Origin of the sequence: Cronobacter sakazakii (genome assembly GCF_000982825.1) — a bacterium.
In the GTDB taxonomy this organism is placed as follows: Bacteria; Pseudomonadota; Gammaproteobacteria; order Enterobacterales; family Enterobacteriaceae; genus Cronobacter; species Cronobacter sakazakii.
The window spans coordinates 422,423-447,990 of sequence record NZ_CP011047.1 but is presented as its reverse complement, the minus strand read 5'-3'; the positions used below and the strand labels follow the sequence as shown (position 1 = coordinate 447,990).

The 25,568-nt window shown below is 54.7% G+C and carries 24 protein-coding genes and 3 pseudogenes; 6 read left to right on the top strand and 21 right to left on the bottom strand.

Going from position 1 to position 25,568, the window contains the following annotated elements; all coding sequences use genetic code 11:
- Positions 1-106: 106 nt before the first annotated feature.
- The gene (locus tag CSK29544_RS22280) at positions 107-385 is read left to right on the top strand and encodes an EAL domain-containing protein (RefSeq protein WP_007898884.1); all 279 of its coding nucleotides are present in this window, start codon (positions 107-109) and stop codon (positions 383-385) included.
- Between the two features lie 22 nt (positions 386-407).
- Here the strand turns inward: CSK29544_RS22280 and CSK29544_RS22275 are convergent.
- The 11 genes and pseudogenes from CSK29544_RS22275 to rclA form a co-directional block, all read right to left on the bottom strand.
- Positions 408-666 (bottom strand): annotated as a pseudogene (locus CSK29544_RS22275) (IS66 family transposase); the annotation flags it as partial.
- Between the two features lie 49 nt (positions 667-715).
- Positions 716-1,054, bottom strand: coding sequence for an IS66 family insertion sequence element accessory protein TnpB (gene tnpB, locus CSK29544_RS02075; RefSeq protein ID WP_028018554.1), 339 nt, complete (start codon positions 1,052-1,054; stop codon positions 716-718).
- A gap of 53 nt (positions 1,055-1,107) precedes the next feature.
- Positions 1,108-1,875 carry a Fe(3+) dicitrate ABC transporter ATP-binding protein FecE gene (gene fecE, locus CSK29544_RS02070; RefSeq protein ID WP_004152282.1) on the bottom strand — a complete coding sequence of 256 codons (768 nt, stop codon included), beginning with the start codon at positions 1,873-1,875 and terminating at the stop codon, positions 1,108-1,110.
- A complete protein-coding gene (gene fecD / locus CSK29544_RS02065; protein ID WP_004118246.1) occupies positions 1,876-2,832 on the bottom strand; it encodes a Fe(3+) dicitrate ABC transporter permease subunit FecD in 957 nt (318 codons plus the stop codon). It lies immediately after the preceding gene.
- Complete coding sequence (gene fecC / locus CSK29544_RS02060) at positions 2,829-3,827, bottom strand: iron-dicitrate ABC transporter permease FecC (protein ID WP_004118243.1); 999 nt, start codon at positions 3,825-3,827, stop codon at positions 2,829-2,831. Before fecC ends, fecD begins: the two co-directional genes overlap by 4 nt.
- Positions 3,824-4,726 (bottom strand): Fe(3+) dicitrate ABC transporter substrate-binding protein FecB, encoded by a 903-nt coding sequence (gene fecB / locus CSK29544_RS02055; protein ID WP_007898890.1) that lies wholly within the window; start codon positions 4,724-4,726, stop codon positions 3,824-3,826. Before fecB ends, fecC begins: the two co-directional genes overlap by 4 nt.
- Positions 4,727-4,770: 44 nt before the next feature.
- Complete coding sequence (fecA, locus tag CSK29544_RS02050) at positions 4,771-7,095, bottom strand: TonB-dependent Fe(3+) dicitrate receptor FecA (protein WP_007898891.1); 2,325 nt, start codon at positions 7,093-7,095, stop codon at positions 4,771-4,773.
- 86 nt (positions 7,096-7,181) lie between these two features.
- On the bottom strand, positions 7,182-8,135 hold the full coding sequence (fecR, locus tag CSK29544_RS02045; RefSeq protein WP_004118237.1) for a ferric citrate uptake sigma factor regulator FecR: 954 nt from the start codon (positions 8,133-8,135) through the stop codon (positions 7,182-7,184).
- A complete protein-coding gene (gene fecI / locus CSK29544_RS02040; RefSeq protein ID WP_016151347.1) occupies positions 8,132-8,653 on the bottom strand; it encodes an RNA polymerase sigma factor FecI in 522 nt (173 codons plus the stop codon). The genes fecR and fecI overlap by 4 nt, the downstream gene beginning before the upstream one ends.
- 370 nt (positions 8,654-9,023) lie before the next feature.
- Positions 9,024-9,719: pseudogene (locus tag CSK29544_RS22270) on the bottom strand (IS1 family transposase).
- A gap of 177 nt (positions 9,720-9,896) precedes the next feature.
- Positions 9,897-11,222 (bottom strand): reactive chlorine resistance oxidoreductase RclA, encoded by a 1,326-nt coding sequence (gene rclA / locus CSK29544_RS02030; RefSeq protein WP_007896426.1) that lies wholly within the window; start codon positions 11,220-11,222, stop codon positions 9,897-9,899.
- A 153-nt stretch (positions 11,223-11,375) separates the two neighbouring features.
- Between rclA and CSK29544_RS02025 the strand changes: the two genes are divergently transcribed.
- The 4 genes and pseudogenes from CSK29544_RS02025 to CSK29544_RS02010 all read left to right on the top strand — a co-directional run.
- The gene (locus CSK29544_RS02025) at positions 11,376-12,344 is read left to right on the top strand and encodes an IS5-like element IS903B family transposase (RefSeq protein ID WP_022649395.1); all 969 of its coding nucleotides are present in this window, start codon (positions 11,376-11,378) and stop codon (positions 12,342-12,344) included.
- A gap of 88 nt (positions 12,345-12,432) precedes the next feature.
- Positions 12,433-13,941 carry a hypothetical protein gene (locus CSK29544_RS02020; RefSeq protein WP_046622973.1) on the top strand — a complete coding sequence of 503 codons (1,509 nt, stop codon included), beginning with the start codon at positions 12,433-12,435 and terminating at the stop codon, positions 13,939-13,941.
- Positions 13,942-14,145: 204 nt separating this feature from the next.
- Positions 14,146-14,475: a hypothetical protein gene (locus CSK29544_RS02015; protein ID WP_000140246.1), complete on the top strand. Its 330-nt coding sequence runs from the start codon at positions 14,146-14,148 to the stop codon at positions 14,473-14,475.
- Positions 14,476-14,589: 114 nt separating this feature from the next.
- Positions 14,590-15,585 (top strand): annotated as a pseudogene (locus CSK29544_RS02010) (radical SAM protein); the annotation flags it as partial.
- A gap of 52 nt (positions 15,586-15,637) precedes the next feature.
- On the opposite strand, the gene ridA reads toward CSK29544_RS02010, so the two are convergent.
- The 9 genes from ridA to CSK29544_RS24130 all read right to left on the bottom strand — a co-directional run bounded on the left by ridA (position 15,638) and on the right by CSK29544_RS24130 (position 23,734).
- The gene (gene ridA, locus CSK29544_RS02005; RefSeq protein WP_004388683.1) at positions 15,638-16,024 is read right to left on the bottom strand and encodes a 2-iminobutanoate/2-iminopropanoate deaminase; all 387 of its coding nucleotides are present in this window, start codon (positions 16,022-16,024) and stop codon (positions 15,638-15,640) included.
- Positions 16,025-16,097: 73 nt separating this feature from the next.
- Positions 16,098-16,559 carry an aspartate carbamoyltransferase regulatory subunit gene (gene pyrI, locus CSK29544_RS02000; RefSeq protein WP_007891315.1) on the bottom strand — a complete coding sequence of 154 codons (462 nt, stop codon included), beginning with the start codon at positions 16,557-16,559 and terminating at the stop codon, positions 16,098-16,100.
- A gap of 10 nt (positions 16,560-16,569) precedes the next feature.
- Positions 16,570-17,505 carry an aspartate carbamoyltransferase gene (pyrB, locus tag CSK29544_RS01995; RefSeq protein ID WP_004388681.1) on the bottom strand — a complete coding sequence of 312 codons (936 nt, stop codon included), beginning with the start codon at positions 17,503-17,505 and terminating at the stop codon, positions 16,570-16,572.
- A gap of 253 nt (positions 17,506-17,758) precedes the next feature.
- Positions 17,759-18,238 carry an arginine repressor gene (locus CSK29544_RS01990; RefSeq protein ID WP_007780604.1) on the bottom strand — a complete coding sequence of 160 codons (480 nt, stop codon included), beginning with the start codon at positions 18,236-18,238 and terminating at the stop codon, positions 17,759-17,761.
- Between the two features lie 168 nt (positions 18,239-18,406).
- Complete coding sequence (locus CSK29544_RS01985) at positions 18,407-19,810, bottom strand: YfcC family protein (RefSeq protein WP_029039491.1); 1,404 nt, start codon at positions 19,808-19,810, stop codon at positions 18,407-18,409.
- A gap of 48 nt (positions 19,811-19,858) precedes the next feature.
- On the bottom strand, positions 19,859-20,863 hold the full coding sequence (gene argF, locus CSK29544_RS01980; RefSeq protein ID WP_029039490.1) for an ornithine carbamoyltransferase: 1,005 nt from the start codon (positions 20,861-20,863) through the stop codon (positions 19,859-19,861).
- Positions 20,864-20,899: 36 nt separating this feature from the next.
- Positions 20,900-21,811 carry a carbamate kinase gene (gene arcC, locus CSK29544_RS01975; protein WP_007891303.1) on the bottom strand — a complete coding sequence of 304 codons (912 nt, stop codon included), beginning with the start codon at positions 21,809-21,811 and terminating at the stop codon, positions 20,900-20,902.
- 10 nt (positions 21,812-21,821) lie between these two features.
- On the bottom strand, positions 21,822-23,042 hold the full coding sequence (arcA, locus tag CSK29544_RS01970) for an arginine deiminase (protein WP_029039489.1): 1,221 nt from the start codon (positions 23,040-23,042) through the stop codon (positions 21,822-21,824).
- A 368-nt stretch (positions 23,043-23,410) separates the two neighbouring features.
- The gene (locus CSK29544_RS24130) at positions 23,411-23,734 is read right to left on the bottom strand and encodes a hypothetical protein (protein WP_076722181.1); all 324 of its coding nucleotides are present in this window, start codon (positions 23,732-23,734) and stop codon (positions 23,411-23,413) included.
- Here CSK29544_RS24130 and CSK29544_RS01965 point away from each other — a divergent pair.
- Positions 23,714-24,166, top strand: a complete 453-nt coding sequence (locus CSK29544_RS01965; protein ID WP_007891293.1) for a NanQ anomerase/TabA/YiaL family protein — start codon at positions 23,714-23,716, stop codon at positions 24,164-24,166. The two genes, CSK29544_RS24130 and CSK29544_RS01965, sit on opposite strands and share 21 nt — an antisense overlap.
- Positions 24,167-24,500: 334 nt before the next feature.
- Here CSK29544_RS01965 and argF (CSK29544_RS01960) read toward each other — a convergent pair whose 3' ends face one another.
- On the bottom strand, positions 24,501-25,505 hold the full coding sequence (argF, locus tag CSK29544_RS01960) for an ornithine carbamoyltransferase (RefSeq protein WP_007891291.1): 1,005 nt from the start codon (positions 25,503-25,505) through the stop codon (positions 24,501-24,503).
- Positions 25,506-25,568 lie beyond the last annotated feature (63 nt).

The window sequence follows — 25,568 nt, the reverse complement described above, 5'->3', positions numbered from 1 at the left end:
TTTTCGTCTCATTTTTATCGTATTCGGGTGTCTGTCTGTACCATGCAGACGCTCGCTTTTTGTAATGCCAGCTAAAGAAACAGGCTTAACGTAGGATATTTTCCGTTTGCCAAGCGGCCCCCATATTGAATGGCTGACGGTACTGGATTTCGATGAGATAAAAATAGACCGTATTTTTATTGCCAATATTGATGACCCGGTGAAGCGAGCGCTACTTGTTTCTGTGGTGAAAGGGTTACGTGGTACTGGCAAACCACTGGTGTTTGAAGGGGTGGAAACGCCAGGACAGTTTGAATTCGTCCGTTCTCTTGGCCCCGGTTACCTAGTTCAGGGCTGGTATACCGGAAAACCCGAAACAATATCTGCGATGAATATTCAGGGTTAAAACGATACGGGGCCCGGCCCGTATCGGCAACCCGACCCGTCAGCGTATCGCTTTCTGTCTGAAGCCGGTTCAGGTCGGCTTCTATCTGCGCGATGCGGCGGGAGATTTATTCAGAACGACTGCCGAAGTTCATCCGGCGAAGCTTATCCAGCTGCGCCTGCAGATGGTCTATTTCGCGCTCCCGGTCGGCCTGCTTTTCCAGCAGGGCGCGGTTCAGCGCTTCCTGTTCGGACAGGCGCTGTTTCAGCAGAAGGATGTCGTCAGGGGGAGGTGTTGTTCATAAGCCCGCATTTTACCAGGCTTATTCAACGACAACCAGGATAAAGAGGCCTACAACATGGTCAGGGACGTAAGCAGTCTTTTAGGCTGCCGCCAGTCGATGCCTTCCAGAAGCATTGCCAGCTGCGCCGGGGTCAGGAACACTTTGCCATCGCGGGCAGAGGGCCAGGCGAAGCGGCCGCGTTCCAGCCGTTTGGTCAGCAGGCACAGCCCGTCGCCGGTGGACCACAGCAGTTTGACCTTACTGCCGCTGCGGCCCCGGAAGATGAAGACATGGCCGGATATCGGGTCATCTTTCAGCATCGTCTGCACCTTTGCGGCGAGACCATTGAAGCCGTTGCGCATGTCGGTGATACCGGCAACCAGCCAGATTTTGGTGCCTGTTGGCAGGTGGTTATCACTTCCTTTATCTGTCCTGTGATGATCCTTATGACTTCGCCAGACTACTTCACCACACACATGGGTCTGCCAGATACCGGTTCGGGATGGATTTCCGCTTCTACGCTGAACACCGTCTTTAGAAGCTCTGGTTTCATCACTGCTTCCGGAGCACCTTGCGCCATCACGCGACCGCTTGCCAGTACCACCAGATGATCGCAATAGCGGCTGGCCTGATTCAGATCGTGGAGTACCGTCACTACGGTTTTCCCCTGCCTTTTGAGTTCAACCATCAGGCGCATCAGTTCAACCTGATGATTGATATCGAGGTAGGTCGTAGGCTCATCAAGAAGAATGAGTGGCGTATCCTGTGCCAGCACCATCGCCAGAAACGCACGCTGGCGCTGGCCGCCGGAAAGCTGGGTTAACCTGCGGTCAGCCAGATTGCGCGTCCGGGTCTGACTCATTGCCACGTTGACCCGCTCGTTGTCTTCCGCGGAGAGTCGCCCCCACAACGACAGCCACGGGCTGCGGCCGTAGGAAACCAGTTCCCGTACAGTGATCCCCTCGGGGGATAAATGGTGTTGCGGCAGTAAAGCCAGGCGGCGAGCCAGCTGGCGGGCGGAAAAACCGGCTATGGGTTTTTCATCAAGCAATATCTCGCCAGAGTCTGGTGTTAACAGGCGAGAAAAACAGTTCAACAGCGTCGATTTCCCGCAACCGTTAGGGCCGAGCAGGGCCGTGATTTTTCCGGCAGGCAGGGCGAGAGAAAGTCCATCCAGCACGGTTTGTGCGCCATAGCTGACGGTCAGATTTTCAGTACGTAATCTCATTTATCGCATTCTCACAAGCAGCCAGACAAACCACGGTGCGCCGATAATGGCGGTCAGCACGCCTGCCGGAAGCTCCAGCGGCGGATGAATGATTCGTGCCAGCAGATCGGCAATGACCAGCAACAACGCGCCCGTCAGGGCCGAAACGGGCATCAGCCAGCGGTGACGCCCGCCGGCGATCCTGCGCACCATGTGCGGCACGACGAGACCAATAAAACTTATCGGGCCACAGACGGCCACGCCGGTTGCTGTCATCGCGACAGCCAGCATCAGCCCCTGGAACCGGGTGCGCTGAACCGACACGCCGAGCGTGGCTGCTCGTGCATCGCCCAGCGCCAGCAGGTCGAGATCGCGACAAAAGCGCAGGCTCAGCGGCAAAAACAGAATGAGCAACGGCACGGCAATCTTCACAAAGTGCCAGTCGCGCCCCCATAAGCTACCCGTCAGCCACAGCAGGGCACTGTTTACATCCTGCGGGTGCAGGAGCATCAGGTAATCCGTCAGGCTCGCCCAGCAGGCGGAAAGCGCCACGCCGGTGAGCGCCAGCTTCATCGGCTGGTGGGTCTTTGCCAGCATCTTCAGCAAGATCAACCCCGCCATACCGCCCGCAAAGGCCAGCAGCGGCAGCACCATCACGGATAGTGATGGCATAAGAAGCAGTGCTCCCACAGAGGCAAGGCTGGCGGCATGGTTAATGCCGAGAATATCCGGTGATGCTAGCGGGTTACGCACAATCCCCTGTACCAGCACGCCCGCCACGGCGAGGGCTGCACCGACAAACAGTGCCAGCAGCAAGCGCGGCAGTCGGTACTCCATCAATACATAATAATGCTCGCGTCCGTCCTGCCAGTCGGTCAGCAGCGCGCGCCACGGCACGGGGATCACCCCCATATGGAGTGATAACAGCGCACAACCTGCCAGGGCAAGGGTGATGAAAATGACCAGCGCAATTTTCATCCTCGCCTCCTCACCAGCCAGACAAAGCAAGGACTGCCAATCAGCGCCAGCACTGCGCCTGCGGGCAGATCGCCGGGGAAGGCCAGCGCGCGTGCGAGTACATCTGCCATCAGCATCAGCGTGGCCCCCAGCAGCATGCTCACCGGCAGTACGTTGCGCTGATCGAAGCCTGCCCAGAAGCGCGCCAGATGTGGCACCAGCAGGCCGATAAACGCCACCGGACCTGCCACACTGACGCACGCGCCAACCAGAAGCAGCACTAACATATTGATGATCAAACGTAGTCTCGGCAGGTTCACTCCCAGCGTATGGGCGGTACTGTCGCTGACGTTGAGCAGGTTCAGTTGATTCGCCAGCAGCAACACGACAGGGACTGCAGTGACCACCACCGGCAAGAGCTGCCAGACATCCTGCCAGTGGGCGTGGGACACTCCGCCTGCCAGCCAGTAAAAGATGCCGTAAGCATGATCTTCGGCCAGCAGCAGGGTGATGCGGGTCAGGGCCATACAAAAGGCCGACAGCGCGATACCCGCGAGGATCAGTTTGTTTCTGTCCTGGGTATGACGAAACCCGCCTCCTGCGGTCATGACCAGCAGCCAGCTCACGCCGCCCCCGCATGCCGCGATGAACGACAGGGAATAGCCTGCAACCGGCGTCGGACTCAGCGCGCTGGTAAGCGCCATAGCCAGCGCCGCGCCGCTGTTAATGCCGAGCAGTGAAGGAGAGGCCATTGGGTTGTGGGTCAGGGTTTGCAGCAGCGTGCCCGCGAGCGCCAGGCTTGCGCCGATCAGAACGGCGACCAGGCTTCGCGGCAAACGAAGGTTTTGCACCAGCGCTTCTGGTAGCGTTGGCGTGTGTCCAGGCAGCAGGGCGCGGATTGCGTCTGCTCCGGAAACAGGAATGGCCGAGTAGCAAAACAGACTCAGCCAGAAAATAATAATAAGTACTGCAACGGGAAGCCCCCACAGCAGCACCGGGTGTTTTAGCGCGGTCATTTCACATCGGTAAGCGGCTGATGGTGGAAGATTTTTACCGTGTCAGCGGCAATACGCTCTGCGGCAAAAATACCGCGCATCCGCGCCCAGGCGTTACTGTCGACTGAAGCAACCTGCTGCTTCTGCGCGGCGGTTAATATCTGCCAGAGCGGATCTTGTTGCCAGCGTTTAACAATGCTCTCTTCGCGATAGTGGGCAACCAGCAGCCAGGCAGGATTGACCGCCAGCAGTTGCTCCAGGCCGATGGACGGCATGGACGCGCCCGCCATCGCAGCGGGAACGTTCAGCCCCAGAGAAGCCAGCACGCTGCCGGTCCAGGTCTCCTGGGTATGCAGGTTGAATAGCTGTTCGCGTGATGTGCCAAAGGCCACGCGTGTCCCTGTGGGAAGCTGGCTGGACCACTGCGCCATCTTCTCTTTATGTTGTTCCAGACGCGCCTGCATCTCTCGTTTTTTACCTACCACTTCGCCGATGATAGCCGCTGAGTGCAAATTTTCAGCGTAGGTTTCGTTGCGGGACTTAAGCAGCAGTACCGGCGCGATTTGCTGCAAGGCAGTGTAAATCCCCGCATGGCGACTGCTGTCGGCAATGATCAGGTCTGGTTTCAGGGCAGCAATGGCTTCCAGGCTCGGCTGCGCGCGCGTTCCGACGGACTGCCACGGTTTCAGGTGCGCACGCACTTCGGGCAGGATGCGTTTTGCATCGTTATCGTCGGCAATACCGATCGGGCTGACGTCCACGGCGGCCAGCGCATCGGCGAACGAGAGTTCCAGCACCACAATCCGTTGTGGCGTTTTATCGAGTGTAAACGTGCCGTGTTCGTCCTGAACCGTGGCGGCAAAGGCGTGGCCGATCACCAGCAGCAGGCCTGCAAAAAGAAAACGGATAAATGCCAACATAGTCACATTCCAGCTAAAAGCCCGGCAAGCCGGGCGTTAACACATCAGAACTTCAACGACCCCTGCATATACAGCGTGCGCGGCTGGCCTGCGTAGATGCCTTTGTTGTTGTCGTCATAAGAGCGGATGAAGTAGTCCTGGTCGAAGATGTTTTTCACACCGAACGCCAGGTTCAGATCTGCCATCTGCGGGCCAAAGTCATACGCCACGCGTGCGCCCCAGAGCATGAAGCCGGGAATGCGGCCGGTACTGCCGTCGGCGCTCTCTTTCACCGTATTGGCGTTATCCGCAAACTGGCTGGACTGGAAATCGCTGTTCAGATTGAACGTCCAGTTGCCCGGCTTGTAGTCCACGCCCAGCGTGCCTTTATGTTTCGGGGAGAATGGCACCTGATTGCCATAGGTGTCGCCTTTCTCGCGGATTTCCGCGTTCACATACGCATAGCTGGCGTAGACGGAAACGTTATCAAGCGTTGGCGTTAGCGTACCCAGGTCGTAACGTGCCTGCGTTTCCAGCCCGGTATGGCGCGTTTTGCCACGTGCAGTGACGGTGTCGTTGGTCTGGTTGGAGTCGTACTGATTGTTAAAGTTAATCAGGAACAGCCCCATTTCCGCCGTCAGCGCGCCGTCATCGTAGCGGGTACCGAGTTCCCAGGTTCGCGCTTTTTCCGGTTCCACATTGCCGCTTTGCACAGCCTTGCCAATCTGGCTGTACTGTACGGTGCCGAACGAGCCTTCAGTGTTTGCATAAAGATTCCAGCTATCAGTCAGGTGATAGAGCACGTTCAACGCCGGAAGCGGTGCGTTATAGCTCACCTCTTCGTGCGTGCCTTTGATGGCGTTGTTCTGGTATGACTCGATATGTTCGAAACGCATACCCGGCGTGATGGTCCAGTTGCCGATGTCGATTTTGTCATCCAGATACCAGGCGTGCGCCTCGGTGCCGGAACGCGTGTCGCGGTCGTAAGGGCTTGAGCCGGACGGCAACTGCCCGCTGCTGGTGGCGGTGTAGTAACGCATTTCATGCGTTGATTCATTCACATAGCGATAGCCCACGCCCACTTCGTGCGCGGAAGGGCCGATCATAAAGCTCTGGCTGTAGCGTGGCTCAATACCGCGCACCCAGTAGTTACGCGGCGAGAGGGTGATGCGTTTGCCTTGCTCCAGGTAGCCGCTGCGCAGGGTTTGGGTGTAGAACCCCTGAATGTTGAATTTATGCTGGCTGTCCGGCTGGAACTGGTAGCCCAGGCTCGCCAGCTTGCGACGGCCCCAGAAGCGGTCATACGGGCGGGTGGATTGCCAGCGATCGGCGTCGTAATCCGCGCGGGACAGGCCGCCGGGCATGTCGGCTTCACCATCGTAATATTGCAGCAGGCTGTTGAAGGTGTGCACCTCATTCGGCGCATATTTGCTTTTCAGCATCAGGTCGTCGATGCGGGTGGCGCTGTGCTCGCGCCAGTCACTGCCGCGCGTGCCGGAGTAGAGCAGCGCGGTGCCAAAACCGTTGTCCGCTGTGCCGCCCACCATCAGGTTGTGCGTCTCTTTCGGGTTGTTTTGTGAAGAGGTTGGGCTGAGCTGACCTTCCACCCCCGCCTCGATACCAAAGTCCTGCGGAATGGCGCGGGTAACAAAGTTCACCACGCCGCCCACGCTCTGCGGTCCGTAACGCACCGCACCACCACCGCGCACCACGTCAATGGCATCCATGTTGCCGAGCGAAACGGGAGCCAGTGAAAGCTGCGGCTGACCGTAAGGGGCAAAGGGGACGGGGATGCCGTCCATCAGGACGGTCGAGCGGCTGGCGAGGCGTGGGTTCAGGCCCCGGATGCCAAAGTTCATCGCCAGGTCGTGGCTGCCGGTGCCGTTGTTTTCCGGCGCGCTGACGCCAGGGATGCGGTTAAGCACCTCACGCATGGTGGTTGCGCCGGTTTTGGCGAAATCCTCACGGCGGATCACGTCACGCGCGCCAGCATGTTCAAATACGTCGTTTTCACGCGCATCGCCCAGCCAGTCGCCGACCACGGTCAGGGCATCTTCTTTTGGCGCGGGCGCGGTCTCCAGCGTCCAGCTGTTATTTCTCAGCGGTTTTACCTGCAGTCCGCTGCCGTCCAGCAGTTGTTGCAGGCCGCTCTCGACGTCGTAATCTCCGTGCAGGCCGTTGCTCTGCTTGCCGCGCGTCAGGCTGGCGTCAACCGAGAGGGTAATTCCGCTGTGTGCGGCATACTGATTGAGCGCTTTGTCGAGCGATCCCGGTGCGATATCAACCTGTGCAGCAAAAGCGGAAAACGAGAGACCGGCCAGCGGCAGCAGGCTCAGGCGAATGGCGTTAACCAAAGGTGTTGTTTTACGAAAAACGCGTAACGGCGTCATACCTTCTCCATCATCATTTTTGTTGTGTTCAGCTATGAGTCGAACGAGAAGGGTAAAAAGGACAATCGAAATGAGAATTATTTTTCTTACAGCGGTGAAATGTTTATCCAGTACCGCGTAATAGACTGAATTTTAACGGGAAGCGTTTGAGCGATAACGTTCAGGATCGCATCGGTATTTTTCAGCGGGAACGTCCCGCTCAGGCGCAGCCCGGCAACGGCGGGATCGCAGCGCAGCACGCCGTTGCGGTAACGGCTTAGCGTGGCTATCACCTCACCCAGCGGTTTATCGCTGAAGCTCAGGATGCCCTTCGTCCAGCTTGTACTCTCGTCATCCAGCGGTTTCACTGCGCCAAACTCAGAGGCGCTGAACTGCAGGCTTTCACCAGCGTTCACGATGCGTTTTTGCGCGGGGGCACTGGCGAGAAGCACTTCCACGGCGTGCTGCTGCACGTCAAGCTGCGTGAAATTATCCTGCTGGCGGACGGTAAATTCTGTCCCTAAAGCGGTGAGTTGGCCCTGACGGGTCAGGACGCGGAAGGGGCGTTGCTGCGCATCTTTCGCGGTAGTAATGGCGATTTCACCGTACCAGAGCCGGACGGTGCGCTGATGCGCATCAAAACGCACATCCGCCGCGCTTTGGGTATTCAGCGTGAGCAGGGAGCCATCTTCCAGTTGCTGACGGCTGACTGCGCCTTTGGCGGTGCGGTAATCTGCCCGCAGACCTTCGCCGGTTTCCGACTGCCAGAGTTGCCAGCCTCCGCCAGCGCCGAGCAACAGCAGTAATCCTTTCATCACGTGACGGCGGGTGAGGCGGGTATCGTGCAGCGCCCGGCTGGCAACGTCGCCAGGCACACCGCCAAGCTGGTTGCGCAGGTTTTCAACCTGCTGCCAGGCCCACTGGTTATCCTGATCCTGTTCATACCACTGTTGCCAGCGCGCTTCCTGTTGTGGGCTGACGCGCTCGCCGCTTAGCACGGCATACCAGTGGGAAGCTGAACGCAGCGCCTGACGGCGGGAATCGGTTAACGAAGGATTCATAACCCATGCTCCAGACGAAACAGCAGGCAGTGCTCGACGGCTTTCGCCACGTATTTTTTCACGGAGCTGACGGAAACACCGAGTTTGTGCGCAATCTCGCTGTATGTCAGGCCATCCAGTTGCGAAAGCAGAAACGCTTCACGTGTTTTTCCGTTTAGCCCGTCCAGCATGCTGTCGACGAGTTGTAGGGTCTCGAGCTGGCTTTCGCGTTCCTCAGGTGAAGGCGCTACCCCCTCCGGCATAAGCGCCAGCATCTCCAGATACGCTTTTTCCAGCGCGTTTCGGCGAAACAGGTCCACCATCACGCGTTTGGCGATAGTGCACAGGAAAGAGCGAGGATCGCGGATCGTCGAGAGCGTTTCGCTGCTCATTACCCGCAAAAAAGTGTCCTGGGCAATGTCATCTGCATCAAAGGCAGACTGGAGTTTGCGCGTCAGCCAACTTTTCAACCAGCCGTGATGGGTGCCATAAAGCGACTCGAACGTTAAGGAAGCTGTGGAAGTGGCACGGTCAGACATGCGGAGTGCATCAAAAGTTAATTATCACGTAGCCATATTAATATGAGAATGGTTATCATTACAATTGGAAATAAAATTGTTTCCAATAAACATTTTTAACATGTTGTTTTTCTAAGTGTTATAAGGTAGGTATAAAATGGGATGGATCCTCTGCTTCTGGCATCTGTCGGTCAGAATGACATCATGATGTGGTCTGCTATTATTGACATCCTCCCCGCCCTTTAGGGCGGGGAGGATGTCAACTATGAGTGTTGCCTGAAATGTCGCCAGCCCCCGGTACAGCAGAAGTATCTCGGGCTTTCTGCGTTTGCTCCTGGTGGGTATGGCCCCCGCAAGCGGGGGTTATTGCTAACTGGGTAATGACTCAAAATTATTGATAGTGTTTTATGTTCAGATAATGCCCGATGACTTTGTCATGCAGCTCCACCGATTTTGTGAGCGACAGCGACTTCCGTCCCAGCCGTGCCAGGTGCTGCCTCAGATTCAGGTTATGCCGCTCAATTCGCTGCGTATATCGCTTGCTGATTACGTGCAGCTTTCCCTTCAGGCGGGATTCATACAGCGGCCAGCCATCCGTCATCCATATCACCACGTCAAAGGGTGACAGCAGGCTCATAAGACGCCCCAGCGTCGCCATAGTGCGTTCACCGAATACGTGCGCAAACCGTCTTCCGGAGCCTGTCATACGCGTAAAACAGCCAGCGCTGGCGCGATTTAGCCCCGACGTATCCCCACTGTTCGTCCATTTCCGCGCAGACGATGACGTCACTGCCCGGCTGTATGCGCGAGGTTACCGACTGCGGCCTGAGTTTTTTAAGTGACGTAAAATCGTGTTGAGGCCAACGCCCATAATGCGGGCGGTTGCCCGGCATCCAACGCCATTCATGGCCATATCAATGATTTTCTGGTGCGTACCGGGTTGAGAAGCGGTGTAAGTGAACTGCAGTTGCCATGTTTTACGGCAGTGAGAGCAGAGATAGCGCTGATGTCCGGCGGTGCTTTTGCCGTTACGCACCACCCCGTCAGTAGCTGAACAGGAGGGACAGCTGATAGAAACAGAAGCCACTGGAGCACCTCAAAAACACCATCATACACTAAATCATTAAGTTGGCAGCATCACCGATTTTTTAAACATATAAAATACCATCAATGAAGTGATTAAGAAGTTATAGAGTAACAGAGAATTAATAAGATTCTTTTCTCTGAGACGCCAGAATATTTGTTCTGGCGTCTGATTTTGAGTTTATTTGACTAATGAAAATAGATCATTGAGTGATTCGCTCATCGACGGATGAGTAAATATCTGATCGCGTAATATGCTATAAGGCAGCCCGGCATCCATCACCATTTTCACTATATTGATCATCTCGTGGGAGTCAATACACAGCAGTGATGCCCCTAATATACGTTGGGTTTTATTATCAACAATCGCTTTTAATACCCCACGGGTATCGTTCATCACTCTGGCGCGCGGAATTGCAGCTACAGGCAATGTCACCACCTGAATATCAGCACCACTCTCTCTGGCTTGTTCTTCTGTCATACCAACCCTGGACAGGGGCGGTGTCATAAATACGGAATAAGGCACATTTTTCCGATCATCAGTACTACGTTTGCCTTCACCCAGTAACTCATCACGTACAATGCGGTAATCATCCAGTGATATGTAAGTAAATTGCAGCCCGCCGGTAACATCTCCCATCGCCCAAATATTGTCTGCGGTGGTATGTAATCGCTTGTCAACGACAATTGCCCCGCGCTCGTTTACTGCGATACCGGCATTTTCTGGATGTAACGAAGCGGTAGCCGGTTGACGACCGGAAGCTATTAACAGTGCATCCACCGCCAGTTGGGCGTGCTCGCTATGCACTTGCACTTGATTTTCATGGTGACTGATTCGCTCCACATGGGCATTGAGGATAATATCGACGCCCTGATCGCGTAAAATCGTCGCGATATTATCAGCAATATCCCGATCTTCCCGAGGCAAAAACAGCGAAGCTGCCTCTAAAATGGTTACTTTGCTGCCAAAATTAGCGAACATAGAGGCGAACTCAACGCCAATATATCCGCCGCCCAAAATACCTAAATGCCCAGGCAATTCTTTTAGATTAAGTAATCCGGTGCTGTCATATACACCAGGCGTGGTGGTAATTCCAGGAATTGGCGGAACCACGGCTTGTGCACCGGTATTAATAAAAATTTTCTCGCCATGAATCTCCAAATTTCCCTCAGGCCGATGAACACGCAGGCTATGATTATTGATAAACTCCGCCTGGCCGTCGATCACGTCGATATTGGGCATATCCGCAAGATTATGAAAATTCTTATTACGTAAAAAATTAACCACTTCATTTTTACGCTGTATGGCACGGACAAAATCTGTGTGCTGCTGTGCGTCATGAACCAATGTTTTGGTTGGGATACAGCCGATATTAATACAGGTCCCGCCATACATTGCATTTGATTGTTCGATGAGAGCCACACGCCAACCTGCTTTTGCCAGCGTGACGGCTAATGTTTTTCCAGCCTTGCCAAAACCAATAATAACTGCCTGATATTTATTCATGATGATTTCCTGTCGAAACGCGTTCATTTGACATCATGACTATAGACGCAAAAGGTGATGCTGCCAACTTACTGATTTAGTGTATGATGGTGTTTTTGAGGTGCTCCAGTGGCTTCTGTTTGGCTTTGTTGAATAAATCGAACTTTTGCTGAGTTGAAGGATCAGATCACGCATCTTCCCGACAACGCAGACCGTTCCGTGGCAAAGCAAAAGTTCAAAATCACCAACTGGCCCACCTACAATAAAGCCCTCATCAACCGTGGCTCCATAACTTTCTGGCTGGATGATGAAGCTATTCAGGCCTGGTATGAGTCGGCAACGCCTTCATCACGGGGAAGACCTCAGCGCTATTCTGATCTCGCCATCACCACCGTTCTGGTCATTAAACGCGTGTTCAGGTTGACCCTGCGGGCTGCACAGGGTTTTATTGATTCCATTTTTACACTGATGAATGTTCCGTTGCGCTGCCCGGATTACACCAGTGTCAGCAAGCGCGCAAAGTCGGTTAATGTCAGTTTCAAAACGCCCACCCGGGGTGAAATCGCGCATCTGGTGATTGATTCCACCGGGCTGAAGGTCTTTGGTGAAGGCGAATGGAAAGTCAAAAAACATGGCCAGGAACGCCGCCGTATCTGGCGAAAGTTGCATCTGGCAGTTGACAGCAACACACATGAAATCATCTGTGCAGACCTGTCGCTGAACAATGTGACGGACTCAGAAGCCTTCCCGGGTCTTATCCGGCAGACTCACAGAAAAATCAGGGCAGCATCGGCAGACGGCGCTTACGACACCCGGCTCTGTCACGATGAACTGCGGCGTAAGAAAATCAGCGCGCTTATCCCGCCCCGAAAAGGCGCGGGTTACTGGCCCGGTGAATATGCAGACCGTAACCGTGCTGTTGCGAATCAGCGGCTGACCGGGAGTAATGCGCGGTGGAAATGGACAACAGATTATAACCGTCGCTCGATAGCGGAAACGGCGATGTACCGGGTAAAACAGCTGTTCGGAGGTTCACTGACACTGCGTGACTACGATGGTCAGGTTGCAGAGGCTATGGCCCTGGTACGAGCGCTGAACAAAATGACGAAAGCAGGTATGCCTGAAAGCGTGCGTATTGCCTGAAAACACAACCCGCTACGGGGGAGACTTACCCGAAATCTGATTTATTCAACAAAGCCGTAAACTTGATGAAATTCAGGATTCAGAAAAATTGGAGGCTGAATCCACGAAGACGTTGCTGCAGGAAGCTGATTCATACTCTGTTCTGGCCGGTGAATCACTACTGAATAAAATGGAGAATTTTGTAGATGGCGTATTTTATGTGGAATACCTTGTCAATAATGAAGAGACCTTGTCAAACCTGAAAATTGGCACACTAGATATCGGAAATCACGGTCGGGAGGAGATGTTACGCTATGGAGCTGAGCAACCTCAGATAGACCTTTTTAATCCGGGAATTATCCGGCATATCAATATTGCATCGAAGGCGGTACAGAACGTAATTGGAAAGAATGATGGTACAGGTGGGGCTCAGGTTAGCTCTGCAATAATGACGCTTAAAAATCGTCAGGTTGTTGAGGACGTTATCCATTTCAGAAAAATTGTTCTGAGCCCGGACTGGAATAATAATGTTTTAAATCAATATTATCTTAATAATACGGCGACGAGGAATCTCTTCCCTGCGGAATTTGCTGCACAGGCTGTTGCTCACATGGTGCTCCATGGTAACTATGCCGGTATCGAGTCGTACAGTGAACATATTGGTGAGGAACGGTTTGACCTGGCTTTGGCTGCATATCTTCGTTATCTACGTACTGCCGAGAGTATCTTTATAGCACTTAAGGATAAAAATGTTCTGCCGTACATCAAAAATGCTGTTGGCAGGATTGTTGATTTAGGTCTTCTGGTGAATATACCTGTCCTGAGCTTTGTTAAAGGTCAGTATGACGTCATCAAAGAAGCTACAAATGCAACCTCTCTTTTAATATTTGTGCGAGAGCGTCAAAAAGCACTGTCAGAGAAAATAATTGAGTCTGATGTGAATGCTATGGGTCCAGTATTTCTCCATGACGTATATCAGTCAGGTGAGCAGTTTGATATTTTGAAGAAAAAGCTGAACGCCCTGGCATGTGGAGTATTTAGTTCTTCTGAAAGGCTTATTGAGTGTTTTACGGTTCTTCCTGTGAACATGCGCTTTATCCTTGAACAAATGCAACTTCAGGGGCAGCATATCCGGATGGAAGGTAGTGTGGGTATCTTTGCATCATGGTTCCGTGATGCAGAGCCAGACGTTGTCACAAATGCCGAGAACATTCATTTTCTGTGGTCTTGCCTCGACGATACCCAGAGAGAGACTGTACTTGATGAGTTGCACGATGTCTTACTTGAAAGACATATTCGTATTGACAGCCGTATTGCGATTATTACCCGTTTTCATAATGAGTTGTCGTTTATTGAACCTGAGAAGGCCGTTGAACGCAGGGCTATTGCGGCGCTGTTTAGCGCTTCTGTTGATAATGTATTATTGTCTCAATGGCTTGACCGTCAGACGTTTTCATTTTCATCATGGTCTCCGGAGGACGCCCGTACGGCAACGAGTTGTATAATGAATAACTCGGAGATTTTTCCTCTCATCTGCAGGAATTCACAGTATATTAAAAACAGAATGTTACCAGAGAAAGCGGACGTTACAGAAGATAGTGATACGTTTCCGGACTGAGTTCGTTCTTTAAATCCTATACCTGAAGACCACAGCGGTGGTCTTTGGGAGTTTTTTTATTGCCTGATATACATTAAGCATGTTATATCTTGCTAAGAAATAATCATTCAGGGATTAATCATAACTACTGAAGTTATGTTGTGTTCTTTTCTTTTAAAAATAAATTATTCAGATTTATTTTCTATTGATTTAATGAGGTAGGGAATGACAGAAAGTGCTTTGCTTTTGCGAGAGGCATTTAATGAATCGGTTAACTATATGACATGGTCTTTTTATTCACTGATAACTGCTTACGTTTCGATGGCTTTTTATGATAGAGTTGAGGTTAAGACCCGAATAAATAATTATCTGAATAAGTTACTTTTCGTGATTGCTATGTCCGTTTTTATCCCAAATATGTACTTTGTTTCAATGGTGTTCAGTCAGAAGTTAGGCACCGCAGCTGGCGTTGCGTCATTCATTATTGGGCTACTTTTCATGATGTTAAACTCGGCACCTGTAATTACTGGTATCGTACAGCAGCGCAAAGATTGAGTTTTATGAGTATAGTCAGTTGGGTTTTCATCTGTTTTATCAGACTTAGAAAAATGAAATCTTTCAATTCATTGATTTTAAACGCAAAAAAATTTCTAAATGATCAGAATTATAGGGTGCTCGCTCTGCTCTATTACCGAGCATGAAGGGCGCATTATCCAGAGCCGCTCGGAAGAGTCGATCATTAATGAGATAGAAGCGATCCGTGATTCAGTGCCCGGCTTTACCGGCATTATCTCCGATCTCGGCGGGCCGACGGCCAATATGTATATGCTGCGCTGCACGTCGCCGCGCGCCGAGCAGACCTGCCGCCGCCTGTCGTGCGTTTACCCGGAGATCTGCCCGCATATGGATACCGATCATACGCCGACGATCAACCTCTACCGGCGCGCACGCGATCTCAAAGGCATCAGGAAGATCCTGATCGCCTCCGGGGTGCGCTACGATCTGGCGGTGGAAGATCCGCGCTATATCAAAGAGCTGGCGACGCACCACGTTGGCGGTTATCTGAAGATTGCCCCGGAGCATACCGAAGAGGGGCCGCTGTCAAAAATGATGAAGCCGGGCATGGGCAGCTATGACCGCTTTAAAGCATTGTTCGACACCTATTCAAAGCAGGCGGGCAAAGAGCAGTATTTGATCCCTTATTTTATCTCCGCGCATCCCGGCACACGTGATGAAGATATGTTGAATCTGGCGCTGTGGCTCAAGCGCCATCGTTTCCGGCTCGATCAGGTGCAGAACTTCTATCCGTCGCCGCTCGCCAGTTCAACCACGATGTATTACACCGGCAAAAACCCGCTCGGGAAAATCGGCTACAAAAGTGAAGATGTGGTGGTGCCAAAAGGCGATCGCCAGCGCCGCCTGCATAAGGCGCTGCTGCGCTATCACGATCCGGTCAACTGGCCGGTTATTCGCGAGGCGCTGGAGGCGATGGGCAAAAAGCATCTGATTGGTTCGCGCCGCGATTGCTTAGTGCCTGCGCCGACCATCGATGAGATGCGCGCGGCGAAGCGTCACTACCGCAACACGCAGCCCGCGCTGACCAAACACACACCGGTAAACGTTTCGCGCCAGAGCCCACTGAAAGCGAAGAAAACGGCGCGCTGAGCCCATAAAAAAAGCACCGCTCGCGGTGCTTTTTCTTTTACGTCAGACGCGATTAGCGACGAACGGCGATCGCTTCGATTTCGATTTTCACATCTTTCGGCAGACGCGCCACTTCCACGCAGGAGCGTGCCGGGAAGGTCGCGTTGTGTTCGGTGAAAAACGCTTCGTAAGTGGCGTTAACGGTCGCGAAGTCGTTCAGATCTTTAACGAATACCGTGGTTTTCACGATATCACCCACTTTCAGGCCAGCGGCTTCGATAATCGCTTTCACGTTATCCAGCGACTGACGCGCCTGGGCGGCGATGTCGTCCGGCACGCTGCCGGATTTCGGGTCGACCGGGATCTGACCGGAGGTGATAACCATGTTGCCCAGATCGACGGCCTGAACGTAAGGGCCGATAGCGGCAGGGGCATTTTCCGTGGCGATAGTGCGGGACATAATTTCTCCTGAAGTTAACAGCGGTAAGGCTCCCGCTCATTATAGGGAGCCGTAAGGCCATTGCCAGCCACAATTAATCCGCCAGCACGACGTGACGGGCGAACTCTTTCTCGCAATATTTGCACTTGAGCTGCACCGCGTCGCCGCGCGTTTTCACGGCAAAGCTGGAGGAAACCGGCTCGATACGGCTGATGCAGTTACCATTCGGGCAGACCAGCACGTTTTCGATGCGATCCGGCAGGCTTGGTTTGCTTTTGCCTACCACTTCATAATCGTCGATGCGGTTCACCGTCGCCTGGGGCGCATACAGCGCAAGCTGGTTCACCTGCTCGTCGGTCAGGAAGGTGTTTTCAATTTTGATCAAATCTTTGCGGCCCATTTCGCCGGAAGGCAGGTTCAGGCCGATGGTGATACGCTGATCCGTTTCGGTAAGCTTAAACAGGGAAAGCAGTTTGAAGCCGACCTGCGCCGGAATATGATCAATCACCGTACCGCGACGGATGGCTTCTACCTGAAGTTTATTATCATGGGTCATGGGCTTCTCCTTACAGCGCTAAATCGCGATTCAGTACCAGCGCCAGCAGCGCCTGACGGGCGAAAATGCCGTTGCCCGCCTGCTGGAAATACCAGGCGTGCGGCGTTTTATCCACATCGGTTGTGATCTCATCAATGCGCGGCAGCGGGTGCAGCACTTTCATATTCTCGCGCGCGCCCTGCAAATCGGCGGCGCGCAGCACAAACTGGGCCTTCACGTTGGCGTATTCCGACGGGTCGAGACGCTCTTTCTGCACGCGGGTCATGTAGAGAATGTCCACCTCCTGCACCACGTCTTCAATGGCGCTGTGCAGGCTCCACGGAATGCCTTTCTCATCAAGCATATCGAGGATGTACTGCGGCATCGCCAGCGCATCCGGGGCGATAAAGCAGAAGCGGTTGCCGTTGAATTTCGCCAGCGCCTGCGCCAGTGAGTGTACCGTGCGGCCATATTTCAGATCGCCGACCATCGCGATGGTGAGGTTCTCAAGACGTCCCTGGGTCTCCTGGATGGTAAAGAGATCGAGCAGCGTCTGGGTCGGGTGCTGGTTGGCGCCGTCGCCTGCGTTCAGCACCGGCACGCCGCCGGAAAACTCAGTCGCCAGACGCGCCGCGCCTTCCTGCGGGTGGCGCATCACAATGGCGTCCACATAGGTGCTGATAACCGAAATGGTATCCGCCAGCGTTTCGCCTTTTTTGCCAAGCGAGGTGTTGCTGCTGTCGGAGAAGCCGACCACCGCCGCGCCGAGGCGGTGCATGGAGGTTTCAAACGACAGGCGGGTGCGGGTCGAGGCTTCAAAAAAGCAGCTGGCGATCACTTTGTGCTTCAGCAGCTCCGGCTGCGGGTTCGCTTTCAGCTTCGCCGCCGTCTCCAGCACCAGTTCTAACTCGGCGCGGCTGAGATCGTTGATGGAAATAATATGTTTTTGATAAAGCGGATTAGCCATTTTTGTCTCCTCTTCAGGCCGGCGGACAAACGCTGGACAAAAAAAAGCCCCTCATTGAGGGGCTTTTAACAGCAATTCTGGAACGGAAAGAGCAACGGCCTGGCCGTCAGCTTTCTGACGACACGGTAAGACAAACTGTCGAACACACTGGACCATGCTTCCTCCGGCAAATTGTCCGGCATTATACGCATGTGCGGTTAGCTGACAAGCAGGAAATGCACACTTTAGCCGCAGGAATCGATTGCTGTGAATATTAATGCATTTGAAGTAAATAATTAATGCGCTTGTGTACCAGCGCGGTGCGCTTCACATCGCGCGGCGCTATCCAGACGATACTGCTACCGGCCACCACCCCTAAGATCTCCGGCAGGGCGTGATAATCCAGCACTTTCGCTACCGCGCGGCCATAGCCCGCCACCGTATGGACAAGGATAAATTCGCTGTTATGTTCAACGCTCACCACCATTTCTGAGATAGAGCGCGCGGCGTCTGGCGCGGGCTGCAACAGCGGATTTAGAGAATAAATTTTTTGTCCTTTGGCGTTGCGGATTTTAATCACGCCCAGCAGTTTCAGCAGGCGTGAGACGGAGGACTGGCTGATATTGTCAAACCCCTGGCGCTGCATATCGCGCCGGATCTCCTCCTGAGAGCAGTAGGTTTTATTGCTGATAAGCCGCTGGCACACCGCCATTTGCTCCTGCTCTTTCCCGGAATAATCACCGTAATCCTTCATGGACCGTCACTCCTGCGTTGATGAAAGTTGAAGAAAAACGATATTGTTTTCCCGGCCCGCGTCCAGGGAAACCACAATCACCTGGCGAGGCGCGGGCTTTTCCAGAAATGGGAGGCGTTTCATGCGGCGCGATGCCCCTGATTGACAGCGCCGCAACGCCATGTATGGCTAAAACAGCGCGCCGAGGCTGAGCGCTGCCATATTCAGCACCGTCAGAATCAGTATGAGCGGCGCGACCCATTTCAGATAACGAACGTAAGGCACGCGGGCGATAGCGAGCCCGCCCATCACCACCGCCGAGGTGGGCGTAATAAGATTCACGATGCCGGAGGCGGACTGATAGGCGGTGACGACCAGGTCGCGGCCCACGTGGGCGAAATCGGCGAGCGGCGCCATAATCGGCATGGTCAGTACGGCAAGGCCGGAGGACGACGGCACCAGAAACGAGAGCACCACTTCAATCCAGTACGTCACGTTAATAAACACCGTGGTGGAAAGCCCCGAAACCAGGTTCTCCGCGCTGTGCAAAATGGTGTGGGTGATCATGCCGTTATCCATCACCACCACAATGCCGCGCGCGATACCGATGATCAGCGCCACGCCGAGCAGATCCCGCGCGCCGTCGATGAACGTGCTGGTGAACGCCTCTTCGCTCATGCGCGCCACCACGCCGGTGATAATGGCGGCGGCCAGGAACACGCCGGAAATCTCGCCCATCCACCAGCCGCGCACCGCCACGCCGTAAATCATTACCGCAAACGAGGCGGCGAAGATAACCAGAATGATTTTGCGCGTGGCGGTAAAGGGGAGCATCTCGCCGGAGCGGCTGCCGAGAAAGTGCGCGCGGTTGGCTTCCCACTGATCCGCCACCACAGAACGCGACGGATCCTGACGCACGCGGCGGGCGTAACGCATTACCCACAGCACGCAGATAACCCAGCCAATCACCAGCAGCGCCACGCGCAGCCAGATGCCGCTGGTGAACGGAATGCCGGCGGCGTTGGCGGCAATCACCGTCGCGAAGGGGTTAATGGTGGAGCCGAGCGTGCCGATGCCTGCGCCAAGCAGCACCGTGGCGGCGGCGACCAGCGGGTCGAAGCGCGCGGCCATCATCACCGGCACCAGCAGCGTATAAAACGGCAGCGACTCTTCCGCCATACCGTAGATGGTGCCGCCCGCGGCGAACAGCGCCATCAGTATCGGGATCATCCACTCTTCTTTGCCGTGCAGCCGCTCGGTGACGCGCTCAATCCCGGCATCAATCGCGCCGGTTTTGTTCACCACGCCCAGAAAGCCGCCGATGATCAGCACAAACAGCGCCACGTCGATGGCACCTGCGGTGTAGGTCACATGGTTGTAAAGGCCATCCACCGGGGCCAGCAGAATGGCGGTAATGCCCTGCGGATGCGCCTCGACGGGCGCATAAGTACCCGCGACCGGCACCTCTTTGCCAAGCGTCTCGTTCATCGCCATCTGGTATTTCCCGGCAGGCACGACCCAGGTAAGCGCGGCGACCAGCGCGATCAGCACAAATAAAATGGTGTAAGCGGAAGGAAATTTGAACCTGTGCATGAGGGTATCTCCGAAGCGGCGGGCGCACCGGCGGCGCGCCCGCAAAGGTTATTCGCCAAGCGTCGCCACCATCACGGCTTTGATGGTATGCATACGGTTCTCCGCCTCATCAAACACAATGGAGCAGGGGGACTCGAACACGTCATCGGTCACTTCCAGCCCCTTCAGGCCGTAAGCGGCTTCGATCTCGCGCCCGACGGTGGTGTGCTCGTTATGAAACGCGGGCAGGCAGTGCATAAATTTGACGTTCGGATTGCCGGTCGCTTTTACGACCGCCTGGTTGATCTGATAGGGTTTCATCAGCGCGACGCGCTCAGCCCAGGCCTCTTTCGGCTCGCCCATCGACACCCAGACGTCGGTGTAGAGGAAATCGACGCCGTCCACGCCTTCATCCACATGTTCGGTGAGGATGATACGCGCGCCGGTTTCCGGCGCGATGGCGCGGCACTGTTCGACTAACGCCTCTTCCGGCCAGAAGGCTTTCGGGGCCACCAGGCGGATCTCCATGCCCATTTTCGCGGCACCCACCATCAGCGAATTGCCCATGTTGTTGCGCGCGTCGCCAAGGTAGGCAAAGCGGATCTGCGGGAGCGTTTTGCCTGGCGAGTGCTCCAGCATGGTCATCAGGTCAGCCAGGATTTGCGTCGGGTGAAACTCATTGGTGAGGCCATTCCACACCGGCACGCCCGCGAATTCGCCAAGTTCCTCGACAATCGCCTGGCCGTAGCCGCGATATTCGATGCCGTCATACATGCGCCCCAGTACGCGGGCGGTGTCTTTCATCGACTCCTTATGGCCAATCTGCGAGCCGCTCGGCCCGATGTACGTCACCTGCGCGCCCTGATCGAACGCGCCGACTTCAAACGCGCAGCGGGTACGGGTGGAGGTTTTTTCAAAAATCAGCGCGATGTTTTTACCGACCAGCGTTTTCTTCTCGCGCCCGGCTTTTTTATCGGCTTTCAGTTGCATGGCGAGATCGATGAGGTACTGGATCTCCGCCGGGGTGTAGTCGAGCAGTTTCAGGAAGTTGCGGTTTTTCAGGTTGATAGTCATGGTGAAATCCTTGTTGCGTGAAAGCGGTGAGAAAACTTACTGGCGGATCAGCGTGCCTTTGTCGCCTGCGAGAATGGCGAGACCGTCGCCCAGCGCGCCGATGCCTGCGATGCCGCCGCACTGCTCAACAAAGGCGCAACATGCGGCCACTTTCGGCCCCATCGAGCCTGCGTCGAAGCGCAGCTCCGCCAGCTGTGAAGGCGTTACTTGCGTGAGCGGACGCTGGGTCGGCTTGCCCCAGTCGGCGTACACCGCGTCGGCGTCAGTCAGGATCAGCAGCGCGTCGGCGTGTAACTGGCGCGCCAGCAGCGCGGCCGAGAGATCTTTGTCGATAACCGCCTCGATACCGTGGTAGCCGTCGGCGTTGTCCACCACCGGCACGCCGCCGCCGCCGTTGCAAATCACCAGATGGTCGCGCTCGATAAGCGCCTGGATGGCATCGCTCTCGATAATCCGTTGCGGCTGGGGCGAGGGCACCACGCGGCGGAAATAAGGCCCGTCGGCTTTCATCGTCCAGCCTTTGTCGGCGGCGAGCTGGTCGGCCTGGGCTTTGTCATAGACCGGGCCGATGTATTTGGTCGGGTTCTTAAACGCCGGATCGTTGTCATTCACCGCCACCTGCGTCAGCAGCACGCTAACTTCGCGATCCGGCAGCTGATTTTTCAGCGACTGTTGCAGCAGGTAGCCGATCATTCCCTGGCTTTCGGCGCCCAGAATGTCGAGCGGATAAGGCGTGACGTTCAGGTAAGCGCTGTTTTGCAACGCCAGCAGCCCAACCTGCGGGCCGTTGCCGTGCACCAGCACCACGCGCCACTGGCGGGTGAGCTGAGCAATGGTATGGGCTGCCAGTTCGACGTTATGACGCTGAATATCGGCCTCCAGCGGTTCGCCGCGTTTCAGCAGCGCGTTGCCGCCAAGCGCCACCACCAGCGTGGGTTTCTTCTCCATGGTCTTCTCCTTAAATGCCGTCGCGTTCCAGCGGGCAGCTCATGCAGCGCGCGCCGCCGCGTCCGCGGCCCAGCTCGTCGCCAGGGATCGGCAGCACGGTGATGCCGGCCTTGTCATATTTCTCGTTGGTCCAGGTGTTGCGCTCATAGCCAATCACCACGCCGGGGCGCACGGTCAGCACGTTGTTGGCGTCGTTCCACTGCTCGCGCTCGGCCTCAAACGCATCGCCACCGGTGGTGATGAGTCGTATCTGATCGATGCCGAGCGCCTGTTCCAGCGCATAAACCAGCGTTTTCTCTTCGGTACGCGCGATGCCGCCGCGCCCGTCCGGCGTTAAGGTCCAGCACTTCACATCGGGGCGCACCACTTCGGGGTAGACGGAGAAGGTGTCAATATCGATATGCGTCATGACGGTATCGAGGTGCATGCAGGAGCGGTGTTTCGGCAATTCCACGGCGATAACGCGCGTCGCCTGCTGGTGTTTAAACAGGGCGCTCGCGAGGAATTCCACCCCCTGCGGCGTGGTGCGTTCAGACATGCCGATTAATACCGCGCCGCGGCCAATGACTAATACATCGCCGCCTTCCAGCGTGGCGTGGTCGTAATTAATATTCTGGTCGCCGAAATATTTAATAAATTCGCCATCGGCAAATGCCGGATGCCAGCGATAAATCGCACGCAGATTATTGGTTTCACGCTGGCGCGCGGGTTTCGCCATCGGATTTATCGACACGCCGTTATATATCCAGCAGGAGGTGTCGCGCGTAAATAAATGATTGGGAAGCGGCTCCATAATAAAATCGTTGGCGCCGTGCGTATCCACCACCATATTATGAATCGAGGCCGGGATCTCACTAAACGTCAGCCCGCCGCTTAAGCGCCGCGCCAGCTCCCGATGCGGCAGGTCGGCAAGCCAGCCGCGCACATCGGCGGCAAAAGAGGGGCCAAGGCGGTATTCAGAAACCTGCGTCTCCAGCAGCCAGTCTTTCGCCTCCGGGATATCCAGCGTGCGTGTCAGGAGATCCGTCAGTAATAATACTTCCACACCCTGATCACGCAGGGCGCGTGCAAAAATATCGTGCTCTTCCCCCGCGCGCTCGACTGATAATACATCGTCAAACAGTAATTCCTGGCAATTAGACGGCGTCAGTCTTTTCAGGCTTAAATTAGGGCGGTGCAGCATAACGCTGCGTAATTGACCTATTTCCGATCCCACGTAATGCTTTTCCATATTTATTCCTTGGCTGATTTTCAGAATAAAAACGGCGGCATTATGCGACGCGTGTTCGCATAACGAGTTACCGTGCAGATTGAATTCGAAATAGATAGTAATGGAGCGCTGATTTGATTGTGTGATGAATATCACGAGCGATGCAGTGATTTTATTATTCCGTCGTAATAATGATTTATTTCATGGAAAGTTTAATTAATTTATCGGGCTATATGAATCACTACGCAGAATAGACGGCGCTTATTCCGTGTTGTTAAAAATCTGTTTTTGGACAACAAACAAGCAAATTATTAATTAATTGAAAATTAAGCGTTTTATTTTTTAAAAAAGATGATTATGCAGTTATGGCGCGCGTTTATTTTTGAAACTCAGGAATAAAGCAAATAATTATGGTGCTGCTGTGCCTGTTTGTGAGGTAAACGAAACGTGATGGTGCCGTCTTTTTTCATTTTCTCGCTGATAAAACAAACACCTACAGCGATGCTGTCAATAGTATTCGCCAGGGTTATGCATAAAACCTGCATAAACGTCTGGCGGGGATTAACAAGCTGGTAACGCGCCGCACGATAACCATGCGCCAGAACAGATTTTACCGAGAAAGCAGTAGCGCCCCGGCACGATAGCTCGTATAACACAATAAAATGAAACACTGTTTTATATAAGGAGAAGGCATGATTATCGGTAATATTCACGCGTTGGGCGAATGGCTGCCCGCGCCTTTTCGCGAGGCGATTGAGCAGGTGAAGCAGCAGGTAATGCCGCAGACCGCGCCGGGCAAGTACGAACTGGACGGCAATCGCCTCTTTTTTCTGCTCTCGGAAGACACAACCGAGCCGCTGGCGGACCGCCGCGCCGAGTATCACGCGCGTTATCTGGATATTCAGATTGTGCTGGCGGGCCGCGAAGGGATGACCTTCAGCACGTTACCGCCGGGCGCGACCGACACCGACTGGCTGGCGGATAAAGATATCGCATTTCTGCCCGAAGGCGCGCAGGAGAAAACCGTGGTGCTGGAGGAGGGCGATTTCGTGATTTTCTGGCCGGGGGAAGTGCATAAGCCGCTGTGTGCGGTGGGCGACCCGGCACCCGTGCGTAAAGCAGTCGTGAAGATGTTGATGGCGTGAGGGAGTTGTAGGGTGGGAAAGCGAAGCGCCTTACTAACCACCATCAGCAAGGCGGGTGCGCGGTGCTTACCCGCCCTACGGTGAGCGTTGTTTTGTAGGGTGGGTAAGCGAAGCGCATCCACCATTTAATTATCAGCAAGGCGGGTGCGCGGTGCTTACCCGCCCTACGGTGAGCGTTGTTTTGTAGGGTGGGTAAGCGAAGCGCACCCACCGTTCAATTAACGGCAAGGCGGGTGCGCGAGGCTTACCCGCCCTACGGTGAGCGTTGTTTTGTAGGGTGGGTAAGCGAAGCGCACCCACCATCCAGCTTCTGGCAAGCCACCCGCCCCGCAAGCTACTCAGACAGCGTCGCCACCATCACGGCTTTGATCGTATGCATCCGGTTTTCGGCCTGATCGAACACGATGCTGTGCGCGGATTCAAACACCTCGTCGGTCACTTCCATGCCGCCTTTCAGGCCATACTCCTGCGCCATCTGCTCGCCGAGCGTGGTCTCGTCGTCGTGAAACGCCGGCAGACAGTGCAGGAATTTCACGTTCGGGTTGCCGGTCTGCGCCAGCATCTGGCTGTTAACCTGATACGGGCGCAGCAGCGCGATACGCTCCGCCCACTTCTCTTTGGCTTCGCCCATCGACACCCAGACATCGGTATAGATGAAATCCGCGCCCTTCACACCTGCGGCGATATCCTCGGTGAGCGTGATCCGCCCGCCGGTCTCTTTCGCCATTGCCTGGCATTCGGCTACAAGCTCGGCGGCAGGCCAGCAGCGCTCAGGCGCGACCAGGCGCAAATCCAGCCCCATCAGCGCGGCGGCTTCCAGCATTGAATTGCCCATGTTGTTGCGCGCATCGCCCGCATACACCAGCGTCATCTCGTTAAACGCTTTGCCCGGCAGATGCTCCTGCATGGTCAGCAGATCTGCCAGGAGTTGCGTCGGGTGAAACTCATCGGTCAGTCCGTTCCACACCGGCACGCCTGCGTACTGCGCCAGCGTTTCGACGATTTCCTGGCCAAAACCGCGATACTGAATGCCGTCATACATGCGGCCCAGTACGCGGGCGGTATCCTTAATTGACTCTTTATGCCCAATCTGGCTGCCGCTCGGGCCGAGATACGTGACGCGCGCGCCCTGATCATATGCGGCAACTTCGAAAGAGCATCGCGTGCGGGTTGAGTCTTTTTCGAAGATGAGCGCAATATTTTTTCCGGCAAGCTTTTGAACTTCAACGCCGTTTTTCTTATCGCTTTTAAGCTTTGCGGAAAGCTCCAGCAGCAGGCGGATTTGAGCGGGCGTAAAATCGAGCAGTTTTAAAAACGATTTCTGGTACAACGCAGACATAATTTCCCTCGCTGGCTGACGCCACTTATTGAATTAATATTCACCATATATGTATGAATATTC